Annotated in this window: 16 protein-coding genes; 8 read left to right on the top strand and 8 right to left on the bottom strand. The window is 27.6% G+C overall.

Annotated elements, in window-relative coordinates; genetic code table 11:
- The first annotated feature begins 19 nt into the window (after positions 1-19).
- Complete coding sequence (locus CR143_RS05170; protein ID WP_099340762.1) at positions 20-622, top strand: transglycosylase SLT domain-containing protein; 603 nt, start codon at positions 20-22, stop codon at positions 620-622.
- On the opposite strand, the gene CR143_RS05165 is transcribed toward CR143_RS05170, so the two are convergent.
- The 4 genes from CR143_RS05165 to msrA form a co-directional block, all read right to left on the bottom strand.
- Positions 612-3,719, bottom strand: a complete 3,108-nt coding sequence (locus CR143_RS05165; RefSeq protein WP_099340761.1) for an efflux RND transporter permease subunit — start codon at positions 3,717-3,719, stop codon at positions 612-614. The two genes, CR143_RS05170 and CR143_RS05165, sit on opposite strands and share 11 nt — an antisense overlap.
- A gap of 7 nt (positions 3,720-3,726) precedes the next feature.
- The gene (locus CR143_RS05160; protein ID WP_099340760.1) at positions 3,727-4,599 is read right to left on the bottom strand and encodes an efflux RND transporter periplasmic adaptor subunit; all 873 of its coding nucleotides are present in this window, start codon (positions 4,597-4,599) and stop codon (positions 3,727-3,729) included.
- A 66-nt stretch (positions 4,600-4,665) separates the two neighbouring features.
- The gene (locus CR143_RS05155; RefSeq protein WP_099340759.1) at positions 4,666-5,487 is read right to left on the bottom strand and encodes a rhodanese-like domain-containing protein; all 822 of its coding nucleotides are present in this window, start codon (positions 5,485-5,487) and stop codon (positions 4,666-4,668) included.
- Positions 5,487-5,942 (bottom strand): peptide-methionine (S)-S-oxide reductase MsrA, encoded by a 456-nt coding sequence (msrA, locus tag CR143_RS05150; protein ID WP_099340758.1) that lies wholly within the window; start codon positions 5,940-5,942, stop codon positions 5,487-5,489. Before msrA ends, CR143_RS05155 begins: the two co-directional genes overlap by 1 nt.
- Positions 5,943-6,001: 59 nt before the next feature.
- Here msrA and CR143_RS05145 point away from each other — a divergent pair, with 59 nt between their 5' ends.
- Both CR143_RS05145 and CR143_RS05140 read left to right on the top strand, forming a co-directional pair.
- Entirely contained in the window at positions 6,002-6,871 is an 870-nt protein-coding gene (locus CR143_RS05145; protein WP_099340757.1) for a DMT family transporter, read from the top strand.
- 6 nt (positions 6,872-6,877) lie between these two features.
- Positions 6,878-7,504, top strand: a complete 627-nt coding sequence (locus CR143_RS05140) for a DNA-3-methyladenine glycosylase family protein (protein WP_099340756.1) — start codon at positions 6,878-6,880, stop codon at positions 7,502-7,504.
- On the opposite strand, the gene CR143_RS05135 is transcribed toward CR143_RS05140, so the two are convergent.
- Both CR143_RS05135 and CR143_RS05130 read right to left on the bottom strand, forming a co-directional pair.
- Complete coding sequence (locus CR143_RS05135; protein WP_099340755.1) at positions 7,501-7,791, bottom strand: DUF1330 domain-containing protein; 291 nt, start codon at positions 7,789-7,791, stop codon at positions 7,501-7,503. The two genes, CR143_RS05140 and CR143_RS05135, sit on opposite strands and share 4 nt — an antisense overlap.
- Before the next feature lie 14 nt (positions 7,792-7,805).
- The gene (locus CR143_RS05130) at positions 7,806-8,696 is read right to left on the bottom strand and encodes a glycosyltransferase family 17 protein (protein ID WP_099340754.1); all 891 of its coding nucleotides are present in this window, start codon (positions 8,694-8,696) and stop codon (positions 7,806-7,808) included.
- Between the two features lie 88 nt (positions 8,697-8,784).
- Between CR143_RS05130 and CR143_RS05125 the strand changes: the two genes are divergently transcribed.
- Both CR143_RS05125 and gshB read left to right on the top strand, forming a co-directional pair.
- The gene (locus tag CR143_RS05125; RefSeq protein WP_099340753.1) at positions 8,785-10,125 is read left to right on the top strand and encodes a glutamate--cysteine ligase; all 1,341 of its coding nucleotides are present in this window, start codon (positions 8,785-8,787) and stop codon (positions 10,123-10,125) included.
- Positions 10,109-11,056, top strand: a complete 948-nt coding sequence (gene gshB / locus CR143_RS05120; RefSeq protein ID WP_099340752.1) for a glutathione synthase — start codon at positions 10,109-10,111, stop codon at positions 11,054-11,056. Before CR143_RS05125 ends, gshB begins: the two co-directional genes overlap by 17 nt.
- On the opposite strand, the gene CR143_RS05115 is transcribed toward gshB, so the two are convergent.
- Positions 11,048-13,123, bottom strand: coding sequence for a S9 family peptidase (locus CR143_RS05115; protein ID WP_099340751.1), 2,076 nt, complete (start codon positions 13,121-13,123; stop codon positions 11,048-11,050). The two genes, gshB and CR143_RS05115, sit on opposite strands and share 9 nt — an antisense overlap.
- Before the next feature lie 158 nt (positions 13,124-13,281).
- Between CR143_RS05115 and CR143_RS05110 the strand changes: the two genes are divergently transcribed.
- Positions 13,282-14,064, top strand: coding sequence for an AsmA family protein (locus CR143_RS05110; protein WP_099340750.1), 783 nt, complete (start codon positions 13,282-13,284; stop codon positions 14,062-14,064).
- Here CR143_RS05110 and CR143_RS05105 read toward each other — a convergent pair.
- The gene (locus tag CR143_RS05105; protein ID WP_099340749.1) at positions 14,057-14,986 is read right to left on the bottom strand and encodes a glycosyltransferase family 9 protein; all 930 of its coding nucleotides are present in this window, start codon (positions 14,984-14,986) and stop codon (positions 14,057-14,059) included. The genes CR143_RS05110 and CR143_RS05105 overlap by 8 nt on opposite strands.
- Before the next feature lie 97 nt (positions 14,987-15,083).
- Here CR143_RS05105 and CR143_RS05100 point away from each other — a divergent pair, with 97 nt between their 5' ends.
- Together CR143_RS05100 and CR143_RS05095 are read left to right on the top strand one after the other, a co-directional pair.
- Complete coding sequence (locus tag CR143_RS05100; RefSeq protein WP_099340748.1) at positions 15,084-15,956, top strand: dihydrodipicolinate synthase family protein; 873 nt, start codon at positions 15,084-15,086, stop codon at positions 15,954-15,956.
- Positions 15,957-16,037: 81 nt separating this feature from the next.
- Positions 16,038-17,288, top strand: a complete 1,251-nt coding sequence (locus CR143_RS05095; protein WP_099340747.1) for a hypothetical protein — start codon at positions 16,038-16,040, stop codon at positions 17,286-17,288.
- Positions 17,289-17,301 lie beyond the last annotated feature (13 nt).

Genomic DNA, 17,301 nt, shown 5'->3' with positions numbered 1-17,301 from the left:
TTAAACTAAGTTTAGTTTAATGATTCGAAATAGATTTAAATTTTTATTATATTTATCACTTCTTATTGTCACTTCTTGTATTTCAGCCCCAAGGGATACTTCTAATACATGCTTAATGTTTACTGATAATTATTTTTGGTACAAATTTGTAAAAAATTCAGAGAAAAAATGGGGAGCTCCAGTGGAGTTACAAATGGCAATTATTCAAAGAGAATCTGACTTTGATTGGTTAGCTGCACCAGAGTGGGATAAATTATTTAAAGTTATTCCCTATAAAAGAAAATCTAGTGCATTTGGATATTCGCAAGCAATTAATAAAACTTGGGAGCAATTTAAAACGGAAACTGATCAACCCCTTGCACTTAGAATAAGCTTTAACGACTCAGTAGATTTTATTGGTTGGTACATTAATAAAAGCAGTCAATTATTGAAAATACCAAAAGATGATTATTTTAAACAATACATTGCCTATCATGAGGGTTGGGGGAATTTTAAAAATTATAAAAAATCACCTAAAGTTATTCCTTATGCAAGAGAAGTTGATAGAGTTGCTAAAAAATATAAAGCACAACTCAACCAGTGTAAAAATCAGCTAACGACGAATAAGTATTTTATTTATTAGAACTTTCTTTTAGCTGCTTCTCAAGTTCAATTTCAACAGCATCTATTCTTTCTGTTTTTTGCCCAATAAGTAAATACATGGTTGGGATCACGTATAATGTAAAAAAAGTTGAAAATATAACGCCCATAAAAATAACTATTCCCACAGTTTCTCTACTTGCAGATCCAGCACCAGTTGCAATAACTAAAGGCACAACTCCCATTACTGTCGAGGCAGATGTCATTAGAATTGGTCTAAGTCGAACTTTACAAGAAGTAATAATTGCCTCTTTAATTTTCATTCCTTCAGCTCTAAGTTGATTTGCAAACTCAACTATCAAAATTCCATTTTTTGCAGCTAACCCAATAAGAACAATCAGTGCAATTTGACTGTAAATATTTAAAGAGCTACCAATTGTCCAAAGCCCAATAATTCCACCTAAGATAGCAAGCGGTACAGTTAACATAATTGTTAATGGGTGCCGCCAACTTTCAAATTGAGCAGCTAGAGAAAGGTATGCAGTAAATATTGCAAGCAAAAATATAAAATAAATATCTGAACTTGTATTTTTAAACTCCAAAGACTCTCCTTTGTAATCAATACCTGCATAAGAGGGTAATTTTTGTTTAACAATACTTTCTAAATATAGAAGAGCTTCATTAATGCTGTAACCTGAAGTAATTCTAGCACTTATAGTAACTGCTCTCTGTCTGTTGTATCTATTTAAACCGGTGTAAGTTGATTCAGGGATATAAGTAACCAAGTTTGCAAGTGGAACTAATTTACCAGTGTTAGATCTTACCGAGACTTTATTTAAATTTGATGGTTGCTGCCTATTACTAATGTCAGTTTGTAATATGACAGAATATTCTCTTCCATCACGCGTATACTTAGTAACTTCCTTTGAGCCAAATAATGTTTCTAAGCTTTTACCAATAGCATCAATTGGCACGCCTAAATCTGCTGCTTTATCTGTATTAACTTTAATTTTTAATTGTGGTTTAGTAAGATCAAGATCATCGTCCACATTTACAAAATTTTTGTTATTTATAATCTCAGCTTTAATAATTTCTTTCCATTTAATTAGCTCCTCATAGGTATTTCCTTTAAGAACGAATTGAACAGGTTTGTCCGCAGCTCCACCTCTTAAACTTTGAGGCATGATTGGAAAAGCTTTTACTGCTGGGAAAGAATTAAGTTTTTGGAATATTTCACCTAAATCTTGGCCACCAAATTTTTTTCTTTTAGCCCAATTTTCAAGCAGAACTATTATAAATCCGTTATTTACCTGATCAGGACCTGAACCAAACCCCGGAATCCTTGTCAAAACTTCTCGATAAGTGCCTTTACCTAATTCTGATAAGAATATTTTTTCAATATTTTCGCTCTGTTCCTTTGTATATTCAAAACCTGATCCATCGGGGGCTTGAATAATAACAAAAAAAACACCTCGATCTTCAGGGGGTATTAATTCTTTTGGAGTAATTTTAAATAAAACAATTACCGAAATAAGAACTGCACTTAAAAATATAATTACTTCTTTTTTTTTATAAAGAAGCAAAAGTAAACTTTCAAAATAAAAATTTGAGAACTTATCTAAATAATGATCAAATTTTTTTAAAAATTTTGGCTTTTCGTGAGTTACTTTTAAGTATTTTGACGCAAGCATCGGAGACAAAGTTAGAGCAACAAATGCAGAAATGATGACAGAAAAAGATAAAGTTAAAGCTAATTCTGTAAATAATTTTCCAACAATTCCTTTTATAAATATTAAGGGCACAAACACAGCCACTAAGACAACAGTCGTTGAGATAATTGCAAAAGAAACTTGACTCGCTCCTTTATATGAACCAACAAGAGCTGTTTCTCCTGTTTCCATCCTCCTATAAATATTTTCTAACATTACAATGGCATCATCAACAACGAGACCAATGGCTATGACTAATGCCATTAGAGTAAATAAATTTAAACTGAAGTTAGCAGCATAAATTAATAAAAAAGTAGAAATTATAGAAACAGGAATTGCAAGAGTTGGTATAATTACCGAAGTTAAATTTCCTAAAAAAAGATAAATAATTCCAACAACTAAGGCCACTGATAAAAAAAGAGCAATATAAACTTCTTTAACCGCCACTCTTATGTAGCTTGATCGGTCAAAGGCCACCTCTAACTGAATACCCTCCGGTAGACTTTTCTTAACTTCTTCTAATCTTTTTTTAACCCCATCCACAACTGCAATGGTATTAGCGTTAGATTGTTGATAAAGACCAATGCCGAGAACTGGAAATCCATTTCCTTTAAATAAAGTATTTACGTTTAAAGGGCCAAACTCAACCTTTGCAACATCTTTAAGTTTTGTGATAGATCCATCTCTTCCTTTTTTAATTACTAGATTTTTATAGTCCTCGAGATTTTTATAACTTTTGTCTAACTTTAATATTAGATCTATTTTTTTAGACTCTAATTTACCAGATGGAAATTCTATATTCTCTTTCAATAAGATATTTTCAATTTCACCAACCGTAACGTCCCTAGCTGCAAGAGCAGTAGGATTTAGCCATATTCTTAATGATAGTTCTTTTTCTCCAGATAAAATTATATTTCCAACGCCATCTACACTTGAAAAATAGTCCTTTAAATATCTTGATGCATAATCACTTAACTCTAGGGCGCTTAATCGTTCACTTCTTAATCTCAACCAAATAGCAACTTGATTTCCTTCAGAAGTTTTAAATATTTCTGGCCTAGTAGCATTATCTGGAAGATTATCTATTATTCTAGAAACTCTATCTCTAATATCATTTGCGGCTTCGTCCACTATCACACCCGGTTCAAATTCTACGGTTACCACTGATCTTCCGTCTTCACTTTTAGAGGAAATTGTTGCAAGACCCGGCGTTCCACCAACTATATCTTCAATTTTTTGTGTAATTTGCGAGTCTACAATTTCAGCAGAGGCACCTTTATAAAGAGTTCTAATTGTAACTATGCTCGGATCAATATCTGGAAGTTCTCTTACTGCAATTCTATTAAAAACAACAAGACCGAATATAACTAAAACGATGGACATCACAGTTGCAAAAACTGGACGTTTTATACTTATATCGGTTAGAAACATTTAAAAATTATTTACTAATTAATTTTATTTTCGATTTATCTCTAACTTTAGAAACACCTTGAACAACAATTTGGTCACCCTCTGTTAGTCCAGAAATAATTTGGACATACCCCAAGTTTCTGACACCTGTTTTAACTTCTGTTCTTGCAACTGTTTGATTATCGATTATTTTATAGACAATGGCAGTATTTCCTTGCTGCACCACAGACTCCTCTGGCACACCTAAAGAAGTAACTTCATTATAAATAATTTCTGTATTTAGAAGCATTCCAGGTGTTAGTTTATTATTAGAATTTTTAATTTTTATTTGTGCCAATACTGATCTTGAAGAAGGATCTACTCTTGAGCTAACAGTTTCTATACTCCCATCAAAAGTTTCATTAAGGTTTTCAGTTGTAACCCTTACTTTTAAATTTTTTTTTAAAATATTTAAATAAATCTCAGGAATTCTAACATCGATTTTAATTACAGAAATATCATCCAGTGTTGCTATGATTGAGTCTGCACCTTGCAAAATGCCTGGTGATATTTCTCTTATCCCTAATTTTCCAGAAAAGGGTGCAATAATTTTTTCATTTTTAAGTTGAGCTATAAGCTGTCCTTTTGTTACTAATAAATTTTTATCAAAGTCTAGTGAACTTATTAAATCCTCTTTTCTAATTCTTATTGAAAAAGACTGATTTGCTAGTGCGGTACCGAAAGTTTCGATTTTTTCATAAAACTCACTTTTCTTTACATTTATTGCAACAACTTCTGTTGGATTAACCTGATTAATTTTTTTTTGAATTACATTATTCAAAACTATTCGCCCCACAATAATTCCAACGACTAATAAAATTATAATTCCAAATACAAGGGCAATTTTTTTATATGTACTCATTGAGCAGATTTAATATCATGCTTTAATATTAAAAAAAAATTTATATTTTATACGATAATTGCTTATTTATTTTGGTTGACTAGCCCATTCTGTCCAAGAACCGTCGTAAATAGAAAAATTTTTTCCATCTATAATTTCAAAAGCTTTTGCAACAATACACGCGGTAACTCCTGATCCGCAAGAAAATGCAACTGTAGAACTTTTATTAATATTTATTTTTTCAAATTTTTTTTTAAGTTCTTCTTTAGATAAAAAACATTTGCTAATAGGATTAATACATTCCATCCATGGTAAATTACAGCTTTTAGGGATTGATCCGCTTTTTATATCTGGCCTTGGTTCATTTTCAGTGCCATCAAATCTCCCTTTACTTCTGGCATCTACTAATTCAAATTTTTTATTGTTAATATTTTCTTTTACCTGGGCAATGTTTACAAGCATTTCATTTTTTGTAGTACATTTAAATTGACTCTTTTGAGATATTTTTTCAGGTCCATTTTCTATTTTTTTATTTTCATTTTTCCACTTTATTAACCCTCCATCTAAAATAGATATTTTGTTATGCCCAAAGTAATTAAACATCCACCAAACCCTAGGTGCGCTGAAAATACCAAGACTATCATAAACAATAAGATGATCTGAATTTTTAATTCCAATTTCGGAACTTAGATTTTCAAATAAATCTGAAGTTGGAATAGTATGGGGAAATTTTGCCAAAGGATCAGAAAATTTGTCAATATCAAAAAAAATTGATCCTGGAATATGTTCTTTTAAAAATTCATCTTTGCCATTTCTTTTAGTATTTGGCATATGCCAAGAACAATCTAGAACTTTAATATTTTCATTTGTAAGATTTTTTTCTAACCAATCTGTTGTAACCAGAGACATTAATATTTTCCAAGTTTTTTTAGATATTTTTGATGGTATTCTTCCGCTAAATAAAATACATCAAATTTTGTAATTTCAGTCACAATATTATTATTAAAGATTGTTTCATTCATTTTTTTTTTAGACTCTTCAGCTTCAGTTCTTTGTTTCTCATCTAAATAAAATATTGCAGAGCGATATTGTTCACCAATATCAGGACCTTGTCTATTTAAAGTGGTGGGGTTATGACATGACCAAAAAACATTAAGTAGTTCTTTATAAGTTATAATTTTATCATCGAAATTTATTCTCACTGCCTCAGCATGACCCGTATCTTCATAACAAACCTGCTCATAAGTTGGATTTTGAGTTTTGCCACCTGTATATCCAACCTCAACTTTAGTTACGCCCTTTGTAAGATCAAATTTTTTTTCAACACCCCAAAAGCAACCAGCTGCAAAAATAGCAATATTCATAAAATGTTATACTAAAGTTATTTTTATATGTTATGAAAAGATTTAGGTAAAATATATTCATGCCATCATCTAATAGAACTGGTTCATATTATATGCTGTTGAGTGTTATCTGCTTTTCTATGATGGACATTTTAGTGAAATTAACAACTAAAGATTATCCAATTGGAGAAATTGCTTTTTTTAGAGGACTATTTGGATTGATACCTATTTTTTTTTTAATTCCTAAAAATAAAATTTTTACTTTTTTTAAAACTGATAAACCTACATTACATTTTGTTAGAGCTTTTGCTGGAACATTTGCAATGATTTCAACGTTTATTGGCGTAAAATATATGCAATTAGCAGACGTTGTTTCTATTGCTCAAGCAACACCAGTGTTTGTAACAATTTTTTCTATAATTTTTTTAAAAGAAGTTGTTGGATATCGAAGATGGTTATCAGTTATAGCTGGTTTAATCGGCGTTTTGTTTATTACAAAACCTGGAACAAGTGTTTTTAATGTATATAGCATTTTTCCAATTTTTTTCTGTATTGGCTTTAGTATTGTTGCAGTTTCAATAAAAAGATTATCAAAAACTGAACCAGATTATTTAATTGCTTTTTATTTTACTGCTCTATTAATAATTGTCAGTTCTACAGCTTTTTTTTTTGAAGAATGGAAGATGCCAAATATCTTAGATTTTTTTTATTTATTTATGATTGGCATTTGCGGATCTATTGCAAACTTATTTATGACTACAGCTTATAGAAAAGCTGACGCATCTTTAATAACTCCACTTAAATATTTAAGTGTACTATCCGCAATTGTTTTTGGTTATTTAATTTTTTATGAAATTCCATCGGTAACCACTATTATTGGAGCAATAATAATAATTATAAGTACTTTTGTTATATTTAAGCGTGAGCAAGTAAAAAATAAAAATTCCTAGTTTCTGATGAAAAAAACAAAACCGCCACATTATTGGCATGAAGCAAAGAAATTTTTATCAAAAAAAGATAAAAAATTAGCAAAAATTATTAATCAGTATGATGGATATTTAGTCTCAAGAGATGACCCTTTCTACTCATTATGCAGGTCTATTATAGGTCAGCAAATTTCAGTTAAAGCTGCAGATTCAATATGGTTAAAATTTGAAAAAATTATAAAAAAAATCAAACCTATTAATTTAATAAAATTACCAAAAGCAAAACTTGCATCAATAGGATTATCACGTCAAAAAATTTTATATTTAAAAATAATAGCAAAAGAATTTTTTAATAAAACGTTAGATATAAAAAATTTGCAAAAAATGTCAGATGATGAAGCCATTAAGAGCTTGGTGAGAATCAAAGGCATAGGAGTCTGGACTGCGCAAATGTTTCTTATTTTTAATCTTAAGCGTTCAAATATTTTTCCATTTTCAGATATTGGATTAATTAAAGCAATTTCTAAAAATTATAAAAAAGAATATCCGTTAAAAAAAGAGGAGTTAGATTATTTTAAAAATAAGTGGCACCCTTATTCAACGGTTGCTACTTGGTACATGTGGAGAAGTATAGATCCTGTACCAGTGGAATATTAGACTCCTTCAACAATCATAAGATCTCTAACAATGGTATTTTTTGCAAGATCCCAGGCCTCCTGATAATCCTTTGAATTATGACATTTTGTTGCAACATCAATATTTTCGAATTCCCAAATTACTGTTCTAATAAAATCTTCTCCCTCAAAAGTGATATATTTTCCTCCTCTTACTAATGATCTCCCCCCAAATGCTTCTATAACTTTTTTTGCTCTTTCGGCATATTTACCAAGGGCCTCAGGATCGTTGATTTTTTTATATTTTGCAATCCAATATGCTTTTTTCATTTTTTAGATAATTATTATTCTAACCAATCTAAATATTTTTCTTTGTTAGAACTTATATATTTTGGCAATAATTCTAAATCGATTTTTTCAAGTTTTTGTCCGCCTCCAAATTTATACCGAGTTTGATCAACTCTATGATCATAAATGACTGATTTGGAATTTATCAAATTTTGAATTTTTTCTATACCTATAGGTTCAATATCATACTCTCTATGATGTAGATAAGATCTTAATTTTTTTTCTATATCTTTAGGTTTTTTTACAAAAGAAAAATGCCAGCCTCCGTTTTCTACGAAAAATATATCATTATATTTTTTTTCCGAAAATAAAATATCTATCCTCCATTTAGGATAAATTTTATCTTTAATGTTTCTTAACCACTGAGGAGATTTTAAATGTTTTTTTCTACAAGCTTTTGTTCCAATCCATCTAAGTGTTTTAAGTTCTAAATTCAATTTATAGTAAAAAACTTTTTGCTTAAAAAAAATTATTTTATTCTTAATATTATTAAAATTTAATTTTGTTAGATCTGGTATTTCATCAAGATCTGATACAATAATCCAATCATTACTATCTGCATTTTTTAAACCATTAAAAATTGTATTTCGCTGTAGGTTTTCCCGCTTTAAAGCATTTAAAATTTCTTTTCTTGATATTTCACCTTCACTATCATGACTATTAATCACTTCTATCCCCTCTGGAGGGTCTTTTAAAATAATATAATTTATTTTTTCTTTGAATTTTGAGTATTTATTTATATCGAAAATTAGTTTTTTTTCTTTACCACTATGAGTATATGAACTTTCAACAATTACAAACTGATCTACAAATTTATCTAAAATATTTAATCTTAGATCTAAAAGCATTTCTTCATCAAAAAACATGAAGCAGTCAATTATTTTCATTAAATTTTATTAATTATTACTTTATAATTACGCTAACATAGATATTATTAATTTTAAATTAATTTTAGATCTAAATTAAAATATAAAATTGAAATATATAGAAAATAAAACCCAGCTAATAAATTATTTTATAGAAGGCTCAAAGTCAAAGACAGAATGGAGAATCGGGACGGAGCACGAAAAATTTTTATTTAATTTAAAAAATAAGAATTCCATTCCTTATGATGGTGATATTAGTATTTTAAAAATCTTTTCAGAGCTCATAAAAAATAATTGGACACCTATTAATGAAGGAAAAAATATTCTAGGATTAATTAAGGATAAAAAAAATATAACTTTAGAGCCTGGTTTACAGTTTGAATTATCAGGTGATGCAGTCAAAAATATTCATCAAACCTGTAATGAAATTAACTCCTATCTAAAAGAATTAAAAATTGTTTGTGCTAAATTGGGAATAGGGTTGCTTGGAAATGGATTTGCTCCTATTGCAAAATTAAATGATATTTTTAAATCCCCAAAAAAAAGATATGAAATTATGAGAAAGTATATGCCAAGTGTTGGAAAAAATGGACTTGATATGATGCATAGAACATGTGCTACCCAAGTAAATTTAGATTATTTAGATGAGGCTGATTATAAAAAAAAATCTAAATTAATAGCTGCAATCACTCCCGTAGCTGTTTCTTTATTTTCAAATTCACCATTTAAAGAAAAAGAATTGAATGGATATTTATCTTACAGAACTCATATTTGGCAAAATACTGACAAAAATAGATCTGGGATTCCTGAATTTTTTTTACAAGAGGAAAATAGTTTCGAACGGTATGTGGATTTTGCACTAAAAGTGCCGATGTATTTTATTATAAAAAATGATGAATATATTGATTGTGCCGGTGAAAGTTTTAATGATTTTATTTCTGGAAAATTAAAAAATTATCCAAATAAAAAACCAACCATCAAGGATTGGGAAAATCATGTATCAACAATTTTTACTGAATTAAGATTAAAAAAATACTTAGAAATTAGGTCAGCAGATTCATGTTCCTCTGCCGGCATATGTTCAATTCCTGCGTTTTGGACAGGACTATTGTATGACGAAAACTCCTTAGATCAGGCTTTAGAATATGTAAAAAACTGGAATTATAAAGATATTTATAATGGATATTTAGAAGTTCCAAAAAAAGGTTTTGATACTGAAATTAAAAATAAAAAAATATTTGAGCATGCTAAAAAATTAATAGAATTTTCAGCTTTGGGATTAAAGAATAGAAAGCAGTTAAACAGTAAAGGAATGGATGAAAATATTTTCCTTAAAGATATTCATAATTTTATTAAAGATAAAAAATCACCAGCTCAATCTCTTATAGAAAAGTATAATACTCGATGGAAACAGGATATATTTAAGATATTTGATGAAGAAGCATTTTAAGATAGCAATTCAAATGGATCCATTAGAATCCATCAATATTAAATCAGACAGCACTTATATTTTAGCTTTAGAAGCACAGAAAAGAGGATACTCTTTATTTCATTATTTACCCGAAAATTTGAACTACGAAAATGGAAGAGTATCTGCAATAGGCAATAGTTTTAAATTATTTCCGAGTCAAAAAAAATTTTTTAAAAAATCTAAAATGATCAAAATATTTCTTGAAGATTATGATGTTGTTTTAGTTAGGCAAGACCCGCCATTTAATATGAGTTATATTACAGCAACCTATCTACTAGAGATGGTTTCTAATAAAACACTGATTTTAAACGATCCAAGATCAATTAGAGATCATCCAGAAAAATTATCAATGTTTAATTTTAAAAATATTATACCGCCAACTGTTATTTCTAAAAACATTGAACAGTGTTTCAATTTTCAAAAAAAATATAAAAGAACAATTATTAAACCACTTTATGGTAATGGTGGGGAGGGAATTTCTAAGTTAGAAGGAACAAGTACTACTCTAAGTAAAAAAATTTTTAAATTAATAGATAAATACAAACAGCCAATAGTAGTACAAAAATACTTAAACGAAATTAAAGATGGGGATAGAAGAATTATTTTAATAGATGGAGAATATGTAGGTTCAGTTGCAAGAATACCAAAAAAAGGAAGCGTGACTGCTAATTTTCATACAGGTGGGATTGCTAAAAAAGTTGGTTTAGTTAGAAGAGATAAAAAGATTTGTAATACTTTAAAACCTTTCTTAAAAAAAAATAAATTATTTTTTTCAGGAATAGATGTGATTGGAAATTATTTAACGGAGATTAATGTAACTTCTCCTACTGGAATCCAAGAAATTAATAGATTAAATGGAGTAAGATTAGAAAAGTTTTTCTGGGACCGAGTTGAAAAAAAATTAAGATAATATTTTACAAATTTTCAAAATAAATCCATATTCCATTGCAATCTCTTTAAGATAATCAAACCTACCACTAGCACCACTGTGGCCGGCGGTCATATTCATATGAAGCAATAGTAGATTATTGTCTGTTTTATTTTCCCTTAGTTTTGCAACCCATTTCGTCATTTCCCAGTAGGTAACTCTTGGGTCAGAAATTCCTCCAGTAATTAACATGTGCGGATAGTCTTGTTTTTTTACGTTATCGTAAGGAGAGTAACTTTTTACGTAGAGAAAAGATTTTTTGTCATTCTTAATATCTCCCCATTCTGGAATTTCGGTAACTGTTAAGGGCAAATCTTCATCAAGCATTGTATTGCAAATATCAACGAAAGGTACTTGTGCAATTATTCCAAGAAATAAATCTGGTCGTTCATTTGCAATAAATCCCATTAATAACCCACCAGCAGAACCACCTTGAGCAATAATTTTTTTGTAAGATGTATATTTTTCTTCACATAATTTTTCTGCACAACTTATAAAATCTAAAAAAGTATTTTTTTTACTTAATAGTTTTCCATTTTCATACCACTCATATCCTTTTTCTTTACCCCCCCGTATATGAGCAATGGCATAGATAATTCCCCTATCAACTAAACTTAGTCGATTAGTGGAAAAACTACTTGGTATGGATATTCCATAAGATCCATATCCATAAAGTAATAAATAACTATTTGAGTCTAACTTAATTCCTTTTTTATAAAGAAGTGTAATTGGAATTTTTTCACCATCGTGAGCGACTGCAAATATTTTTTTACAAATATAATCATCCTTATTATGACCAGAGGGAACCTCTTGAGTTTTTTTTAATTCTTGCCTTTTTGATTTACAATCATAATCAAAAATACTTTTTGGCGTTGTAGGGGAGGAATAAGTATATCTAAATATATCTGTTTCGTATTCATAGCCATGATCTAATGAAAGATGATATGCCTCTTCATCAAAGGTAATCTTATGTTCAATATTACTATCTAGATTCAATATAATTATATTTTCACAGCCTTCTGTTCTTTCTAATCTAATTAGCCAGTCTTTTAACAAAATAAAATCTAGAATTAAGTTATTTTTTTTATATAAAATAAAGTCTTCCCATTTTTGAAAAGATTGCTCATGACTCTTCATTATTTTAAAATTTTTCGCAAAGTTTATGTTGGTGTGTATTAAAAAAAAATTTTCATGATGCTCTAGATCATATTCAATTTTTTTTTCTCTTTTCTTAAAAAGAGTTGGTATTGTTTCATTTAGCTTTAGATTGATAAAAAGATATTCCGAAGTTTCGTGATCTGCTGTTCTAATAAAAAGATATTTTTTTGTTTTAGATAAACTAAGTGAACAAAAAAAAGATGGATCTTTCTCCTCGTAAATCAAAAGATCATTCACATCACGTGTTCCAATTTTGTGCCTAAAAACTTTTGTAGGTCGATGATTTTGATCTAATCTAACGTAGAAAATATAATTATTATCTAAAGACCAAATAATATTTCCAGTAGTATTTTTTATCTCTGAACCTAGTATTTCTTTTGTTTCAATATTCTCAATATATATAGAAAAATACTCAGAGCCATTTGTATCAATATTATATGCGATATATTTATGATCGTGACTATGGGATATCGATCCCACATTAAAGTAAGAGTGTAATTTAGATTTTTTTTCACAATCTAAAATAATTTCCTCATAATTATTTTTAATGTTTTTTCTGTAATAGATGGGATATTCGCTATCTTTGTTATATTTATAAGCATAAAAATAACTTCCATCTTTTTTTGGAACTGAATTATCCTCATTTTTTATTTTAGATTTTAACTCTTGAAAAAGTTTATTTTCTATATTTTTGATGTCTTCTAGTTGATTTTCTTTATATAAATTTTCTTCATCTAAATATTTTTTAACTTCGGCGCTTAATTTTTTGGGATCTAATATTACTTCTTTCCAATTTTTTTGTTTTATCCAAGAGTAATTGTCAATTAATTCTTCGTTATGTATTTTTATTATTTTTGAAACTTTATTTAATTTTGGCCCTAATGAATTCATCTAAATGTGTATTGCTATAATTTTAATTTTATATATGGATATATTACAATGGTCATTAAAGATTTTTTAGAAGTAATAAAATATTTTTTTGTTAAGAATAAATTAATAGGCTTTATTTTGCTATTTCCTATAATTTTAATGATTTTATTTTTTACTTTATGAATAAAAAAAAAATAATTATTTTTTCTCTACTTTTTTTTGGAATAATATTTTTAATCTTTGATTTTTTAAGTTACAGAGTTAACAAAATAGTAAAAAATTTAATTATCAATCAAGGAAGTCAAACTTTAGGTCAACAAGTGTCTGTTGGGCAGATAGATACCAGTATATTGGGTTCGTCTGTTAAAATTAGTAATATTGAAATAAAAAATTTAGAGGGTTTTAAGAATAAGAATATTATTCAAATTAAAAATATTAATGCAGATTTTTTATTCACTAGTTTATTTAAAGATACTATCGTTATTAAGAATATAAATATTGAAGGCGCTACTTTGTATTATGAGGTGTTAATTAGTAATAGAGAGGTTAAGGATAATGTAAGTTCATTTAAACCTGCTACTAAAAATACAGTCTCTTCGTCAGTTAAAACATCAGATAGCAGTAAAGAACAAGAAAATAGCAAACAATCTCAGAAAAAAAATAAAGACTTTTTAGTTAATCAGCTAACTATCAATAATTCTACAATAAATGCTTCCTCTGAATTTTTAGATATTAAAAAAGATATTAATCTCAGCAAAATGTCATTTAATAATGTGGGTACTGTTGAGCAGGCAACAAAGTTCAAAGAAGTACTTCAGATGATTTTTTCAAATGTTTTGTTAAATATTAACAATGAAATTATACAGGGTGATTTGAAAAATAAGATAAAAGATAAACTAAAAAACTTAAGAAATAAAATCTCTTCAGAGTCTTTAAAAAAGTTAGAAAGAACTTTTAGATAAATTTTTTAACTTCTTTTAGGACTTGATCCACTGTTATTTGTTTCATGGCAAAAGAGTTGTGCCCCACAGTTTTAAAATTTTTTGGAATAATTGGAAAAATATTTTTATTATAATTTGCATAAGACAATGGCGTGTCTCCAAAAAGACCAATCGCTGGTATATCCAAACCGGCACTTAAATGCATAAATCCAGTATCATTCCCGACATATAACTTACTGGAATTAATAACCGGAATAATGTCCTCAATAGTTAAAGAACATAAAGATACAACTGAATTTTCTTTTATCTCGCAAATAATTTTATTAGCAATTTGATTTTCAATCTCATTATTTCCTCCAGCTAAAAAAAATTTTATGTTTTTATTATTAATTCTTTTTATTAGCTCAATATAGTTTTCTGTTGGCCATTTTTTGGTTGGACCCGAAGATCCTATCCCAATAATAATTTGATTATTATTTTTGTTATTATTATGTGGGTAAGCTATTTTCGTTTGACTAGATAGATTATTATTGTTTAACCATCGTTTATTTTGCTCTAGAGCATTTAAATAAATATCTACATTCTTTTTTATTATTCCATATTTATAAATATTTTTTATTCTTGATATTTTAGCTAATAAAAACCAAAAAAGACTAAAGTGCATAATATAAATTTTAGAAAAATTATTTTTTTTTATAAAACTGAGTAGTTTAAAAAAATTATTAATTTTTGATTTGGTTATTTCTAAAATTTCATCCTCCAAAAAAATAATATGTTTAATGGACTGTTCATATTTTAATATTTGTTTTGCTGCGGTTCTTTTTTTAGTGATCAAAGTAAACTCACAATCTTTATTATGTTCTTTAATTTGTTGTATGTATGGAAGAAACATACACAAATCTCCAATGCCTGGTCTGGTTTGAACTATTAAGCCTTTATTCATTAAATTTTTAAAAGATAAATTACTTGTTGATATTTATTTTAAATTATTGTTTTTTTATAGATAATATCTACAACCGTTCTAATTAAAAAATTATATTATGGAAAAAGCAGTTTATTCAGCAGTCTTGACCCCTTTTAAAAAGGATTTCAGTATCGATACTAAATTATTCATCTCGCATTGTGAATTTTTACTAAATAATAATATTAGTTTAGCGCCATTAGGAACAACAGGAGAAGCAAACTCTATTTCTGTATCTGAGAAGATAGATTTAATTAAAGTCTTAGCAAACAGTGATTTGCCCAAAGAAAAGGTAATTATTGGAACTGGAAATACTTCTTTTGTAGATGCCAGTTTACTTACTAAGGTTGCTGTAGAAAATGGAATATACTCAGTATTACTACTTCCACCATTTTACTATAAAAATGTTTCAGATGAAGGCGTTTATCAATATTACAAAGAGATTATCAGTGGAGTAAAATCAAAAAATCTTCGTATATTTCTTTATAATATTCCCCAAGTAAGTGGTGTAACTATTTCCATAGATCTTGTTAACAGACTTAAAAATGAGTTTTCAGATATTATTATGGGAATAAAAGATAGCTCAGGAAATTTCGAAAATACAAAAAAGTATAAAGAAATAAAAAATTTTATTGTTTACCCTGGAAGTGAAAAATTTCTTTACGATGGACTTCATATTGGCTGCTCTGGCTGCATTAGCGCTACTACCAATGTAAATATCGAAGCGTCAAAATTAATAAATTCTTTTGATAAACCAGAAGGACAAGTAATTAACAAAAAAATAAAAGCTGTCAGAGATGTTTTTGAAAAATATCCTGTAATTGCAGCTTTAAAAGCTACGAAAATTAAAGAACATATTAATTGGTCTAGCCTTAGACCACCTTTGGTTGCTCTCAGTGATCAGCAAAGATTAAATTTAACACAAGATCTGAAAGACGTAAATTTTTTGTAGATAATTAATTATCTATTATTTTTTCATTTTAATGTTAGTTATAATTATTCTTATTTGACATAATATTTTTGCTTATTAGTAATGAAAAAAAAGAAAAATAATAAAAAAGCGTCATCTAAAAAAAATAAAATAATTTCAAAAAAAAAGTTATTTAAAAAAAAAATATTTAGAAAAAAAATATCAAGAAAAAATAAACCTTTAAAAAAAAAAATAATTAAAAAATTTATCGTCAAGAAAAAATTTTATAAAAAAAAAATAATAAAAATTAAAAAAATAAATAAGAATAAAATAAAAAAAAAGATTTTTATTAAAAAACGTAAAACTAAAAAAACAAGAAAAAAAAGAAAATCTTTAAAAAAAATAAAAATTACTAAAAAAAGATTAAAAAATAAAAAAATAGTAAAATATAAAAATAATCTCCTAAATAAATTTAGCCTTTATATTAAAGATCAATTAAATAATTTTTTTGGATTAAAATCTTATTTTCAAAATAAGATTGTTTCTTGGAAAGAAAATAGACAAAAAAAACAACTTAAGATTGCCAAGCAACAGGCTATCTTGAGAAAGCGAGAGCTTGAATTATTAAAAAAAAAAAATTTACGTGAAATTATTGAGCTAAAAAAAAAGAAACATCAATTTAATAAGGAATTACTCAGAGCAAAGCAACTAGAGCTTCGTCATCTAGAAAGAGAACAGAAGGCTTTAGAAAAAAGAATTATTATTGAGCAAAAAGCATTAGAAAAACGATTAGATTTACAACTTAAGGATCATAAACGACAAGAAAAAGAAAAAATATATCAATTAAAAAATCAATTAAGAGGTATTGAAGAACGACTAAAAGTTTTTAGAGATAAAATAAAAGAGATTAAGCTTAAAAGAAGAGAAGCAAAGTTAGCAGAGCTCGAAATACAAAGAAGAACGAGAGAAGAGGCCAGAGCTATATTAGATGCACAAAAGCGAGAGAATGAAATTAAACAACAAGTTGTTGAACGATTAGAAAAATATTCTAGAAATATGAAATCAATTGTATTTCAAGTTAACAAAAGATACTTAACTAAAAAAAGACCACCACTCGCTTTTATTGACAATATTGCTGAAAGTGGTGAGTGTTTTATAAAAAATCAAGACACACCTGATAATGACTATTTATTTTTGCTTTATATCAAAGGAGAGAATGCATCAGAGCGTTTAATAAATGATATTACATTAGAAGATAGAACCGATACTGTTGAGACAAAAGTATTTAATCCAAAAAATGTTTTTGAGGCTTCTGATTATATTATTGATCGTTTAGCTTTATTATTTGAAAAGGAAAGATTAGTTAAGAAATAAAAAAGCCCCAGAT

The sequence above is a fragment of the Candidatus Fonsibacter ubiquis genome, from assembly GCF_002688585.1.
GTDB lineage: Bacteria > Pseudomonadota > Alphaproteobacteria > Pelagibacterales > Pelagibacteraceae > Fontibacterium > Fontibacterium commune.
The sequence above is the reverse complement of the archived record's forward strand: the minus strand, read 5'-3'. Positions and strand labels throughout refer to the sequence as shown.

Bases quoted from the DNA above. Each gene is read 5' to 3' on its own strand.
- CR143_RS05160 (WP_099340760.1), bottom strand. From the start codon at position 4,599: ATGAGTACATATAAAAAAATTGCCCTTGTATTTGGAATTATAATTTTA.
- CR143_RS05135 (WP_099340755.1), bottom strand. From the start codon at position 7,791: ATGAAAAAAGCATATTGGATTGCAAAATATAAAAAAATCAACGATCCT.
- CR143_RS05145 (WP_099340757.1), top strand. From the start codon at position 6,002: ATGCCATCATCTAATAGAACTGGTTCATATTATATGCTGTTGAGTGTT.
- CR143_RS05155 (WP_099340759.1), bottom strand. From the start codon at position 5,487: ATGTCTCTGGTTACAACAGATTGGTTAGAAAAAAATCTTACAAATGAA.
- CR143_RS05140 (WP_099340756.1), top strand. From the start codon at position 6,878: ATGAAAAAAACAAAACCGCCACATTATTGGCATGAAGCAAAGAAATTT.
- CR143_RS05115 (WP_099340751.1), bottom strand. From the start codon at position 13,123: ATGAATTCATTAGGGCCAAAATTAAATAAAGTTTCAAAAATAATAAAA.
- CR143_RS05170 (WP_099340762.1), top strand. From the start codon at position 20: ATGATTCGAAATAGATTTAAATTTTTATTATATTTATCACTTCTTATT.
- CR143_RS05110 (WP_099340750.1), top strand. From the start codon at position 13,282: ATGAATAAAAAAAAAATAATTATTTTTTCTCTACTTTTTTTTGGAATA.
- gshB (WP_099340752.1), top strand. From the start codon at position 10,109: ATGAAGAAGCATTTTAAGATAGCAATTCAAATGGATCCATTAGAATCC.
- msrA (WP_099340758.1), bottom strand. From the start codon at position 5,942: ATGAATATTGCTATTTTTGCAGCTGGTTGCTTTTGGGGTGTTGAAAAA.
- CR143_RS05105 (WP_099340749.1), bottom strand. From the start codon at position 14,986: ATGAATAAAGGCTTAATAGTTCAAACCAGACCAGGCATTGGAGATTTG.
- CR143_RS05130 (WP_099340754.1), bottom strand. From the start codon at position 8,696: ATGAAAATAATTGACTGCTTCATGTTTTTTGATGAAGAAATGCTTTTA.
- CR143_RS05095 (WP_099340747.1), top strand. From the start codon at position 16,038: ATGAAAAAAAAGAAAAATAATAAAAAAGCGTCATCTAAAAAAAATAAA.
- CR143_RS05100 (WP_099340748.1), top strand. From the start codon at position 15,084: ATGGAAAAAGCAGTTTATTCAGCAGTCTTGACCCCTTTTAAAAAGGAT.
- CR143_RS05165 (WP_099340761.1), bottom strand. From the start codon at position 3,719: ATGTTTCTAACCGATATAAGTATAAAACGTCCAGTTTTTGCAACTGTG.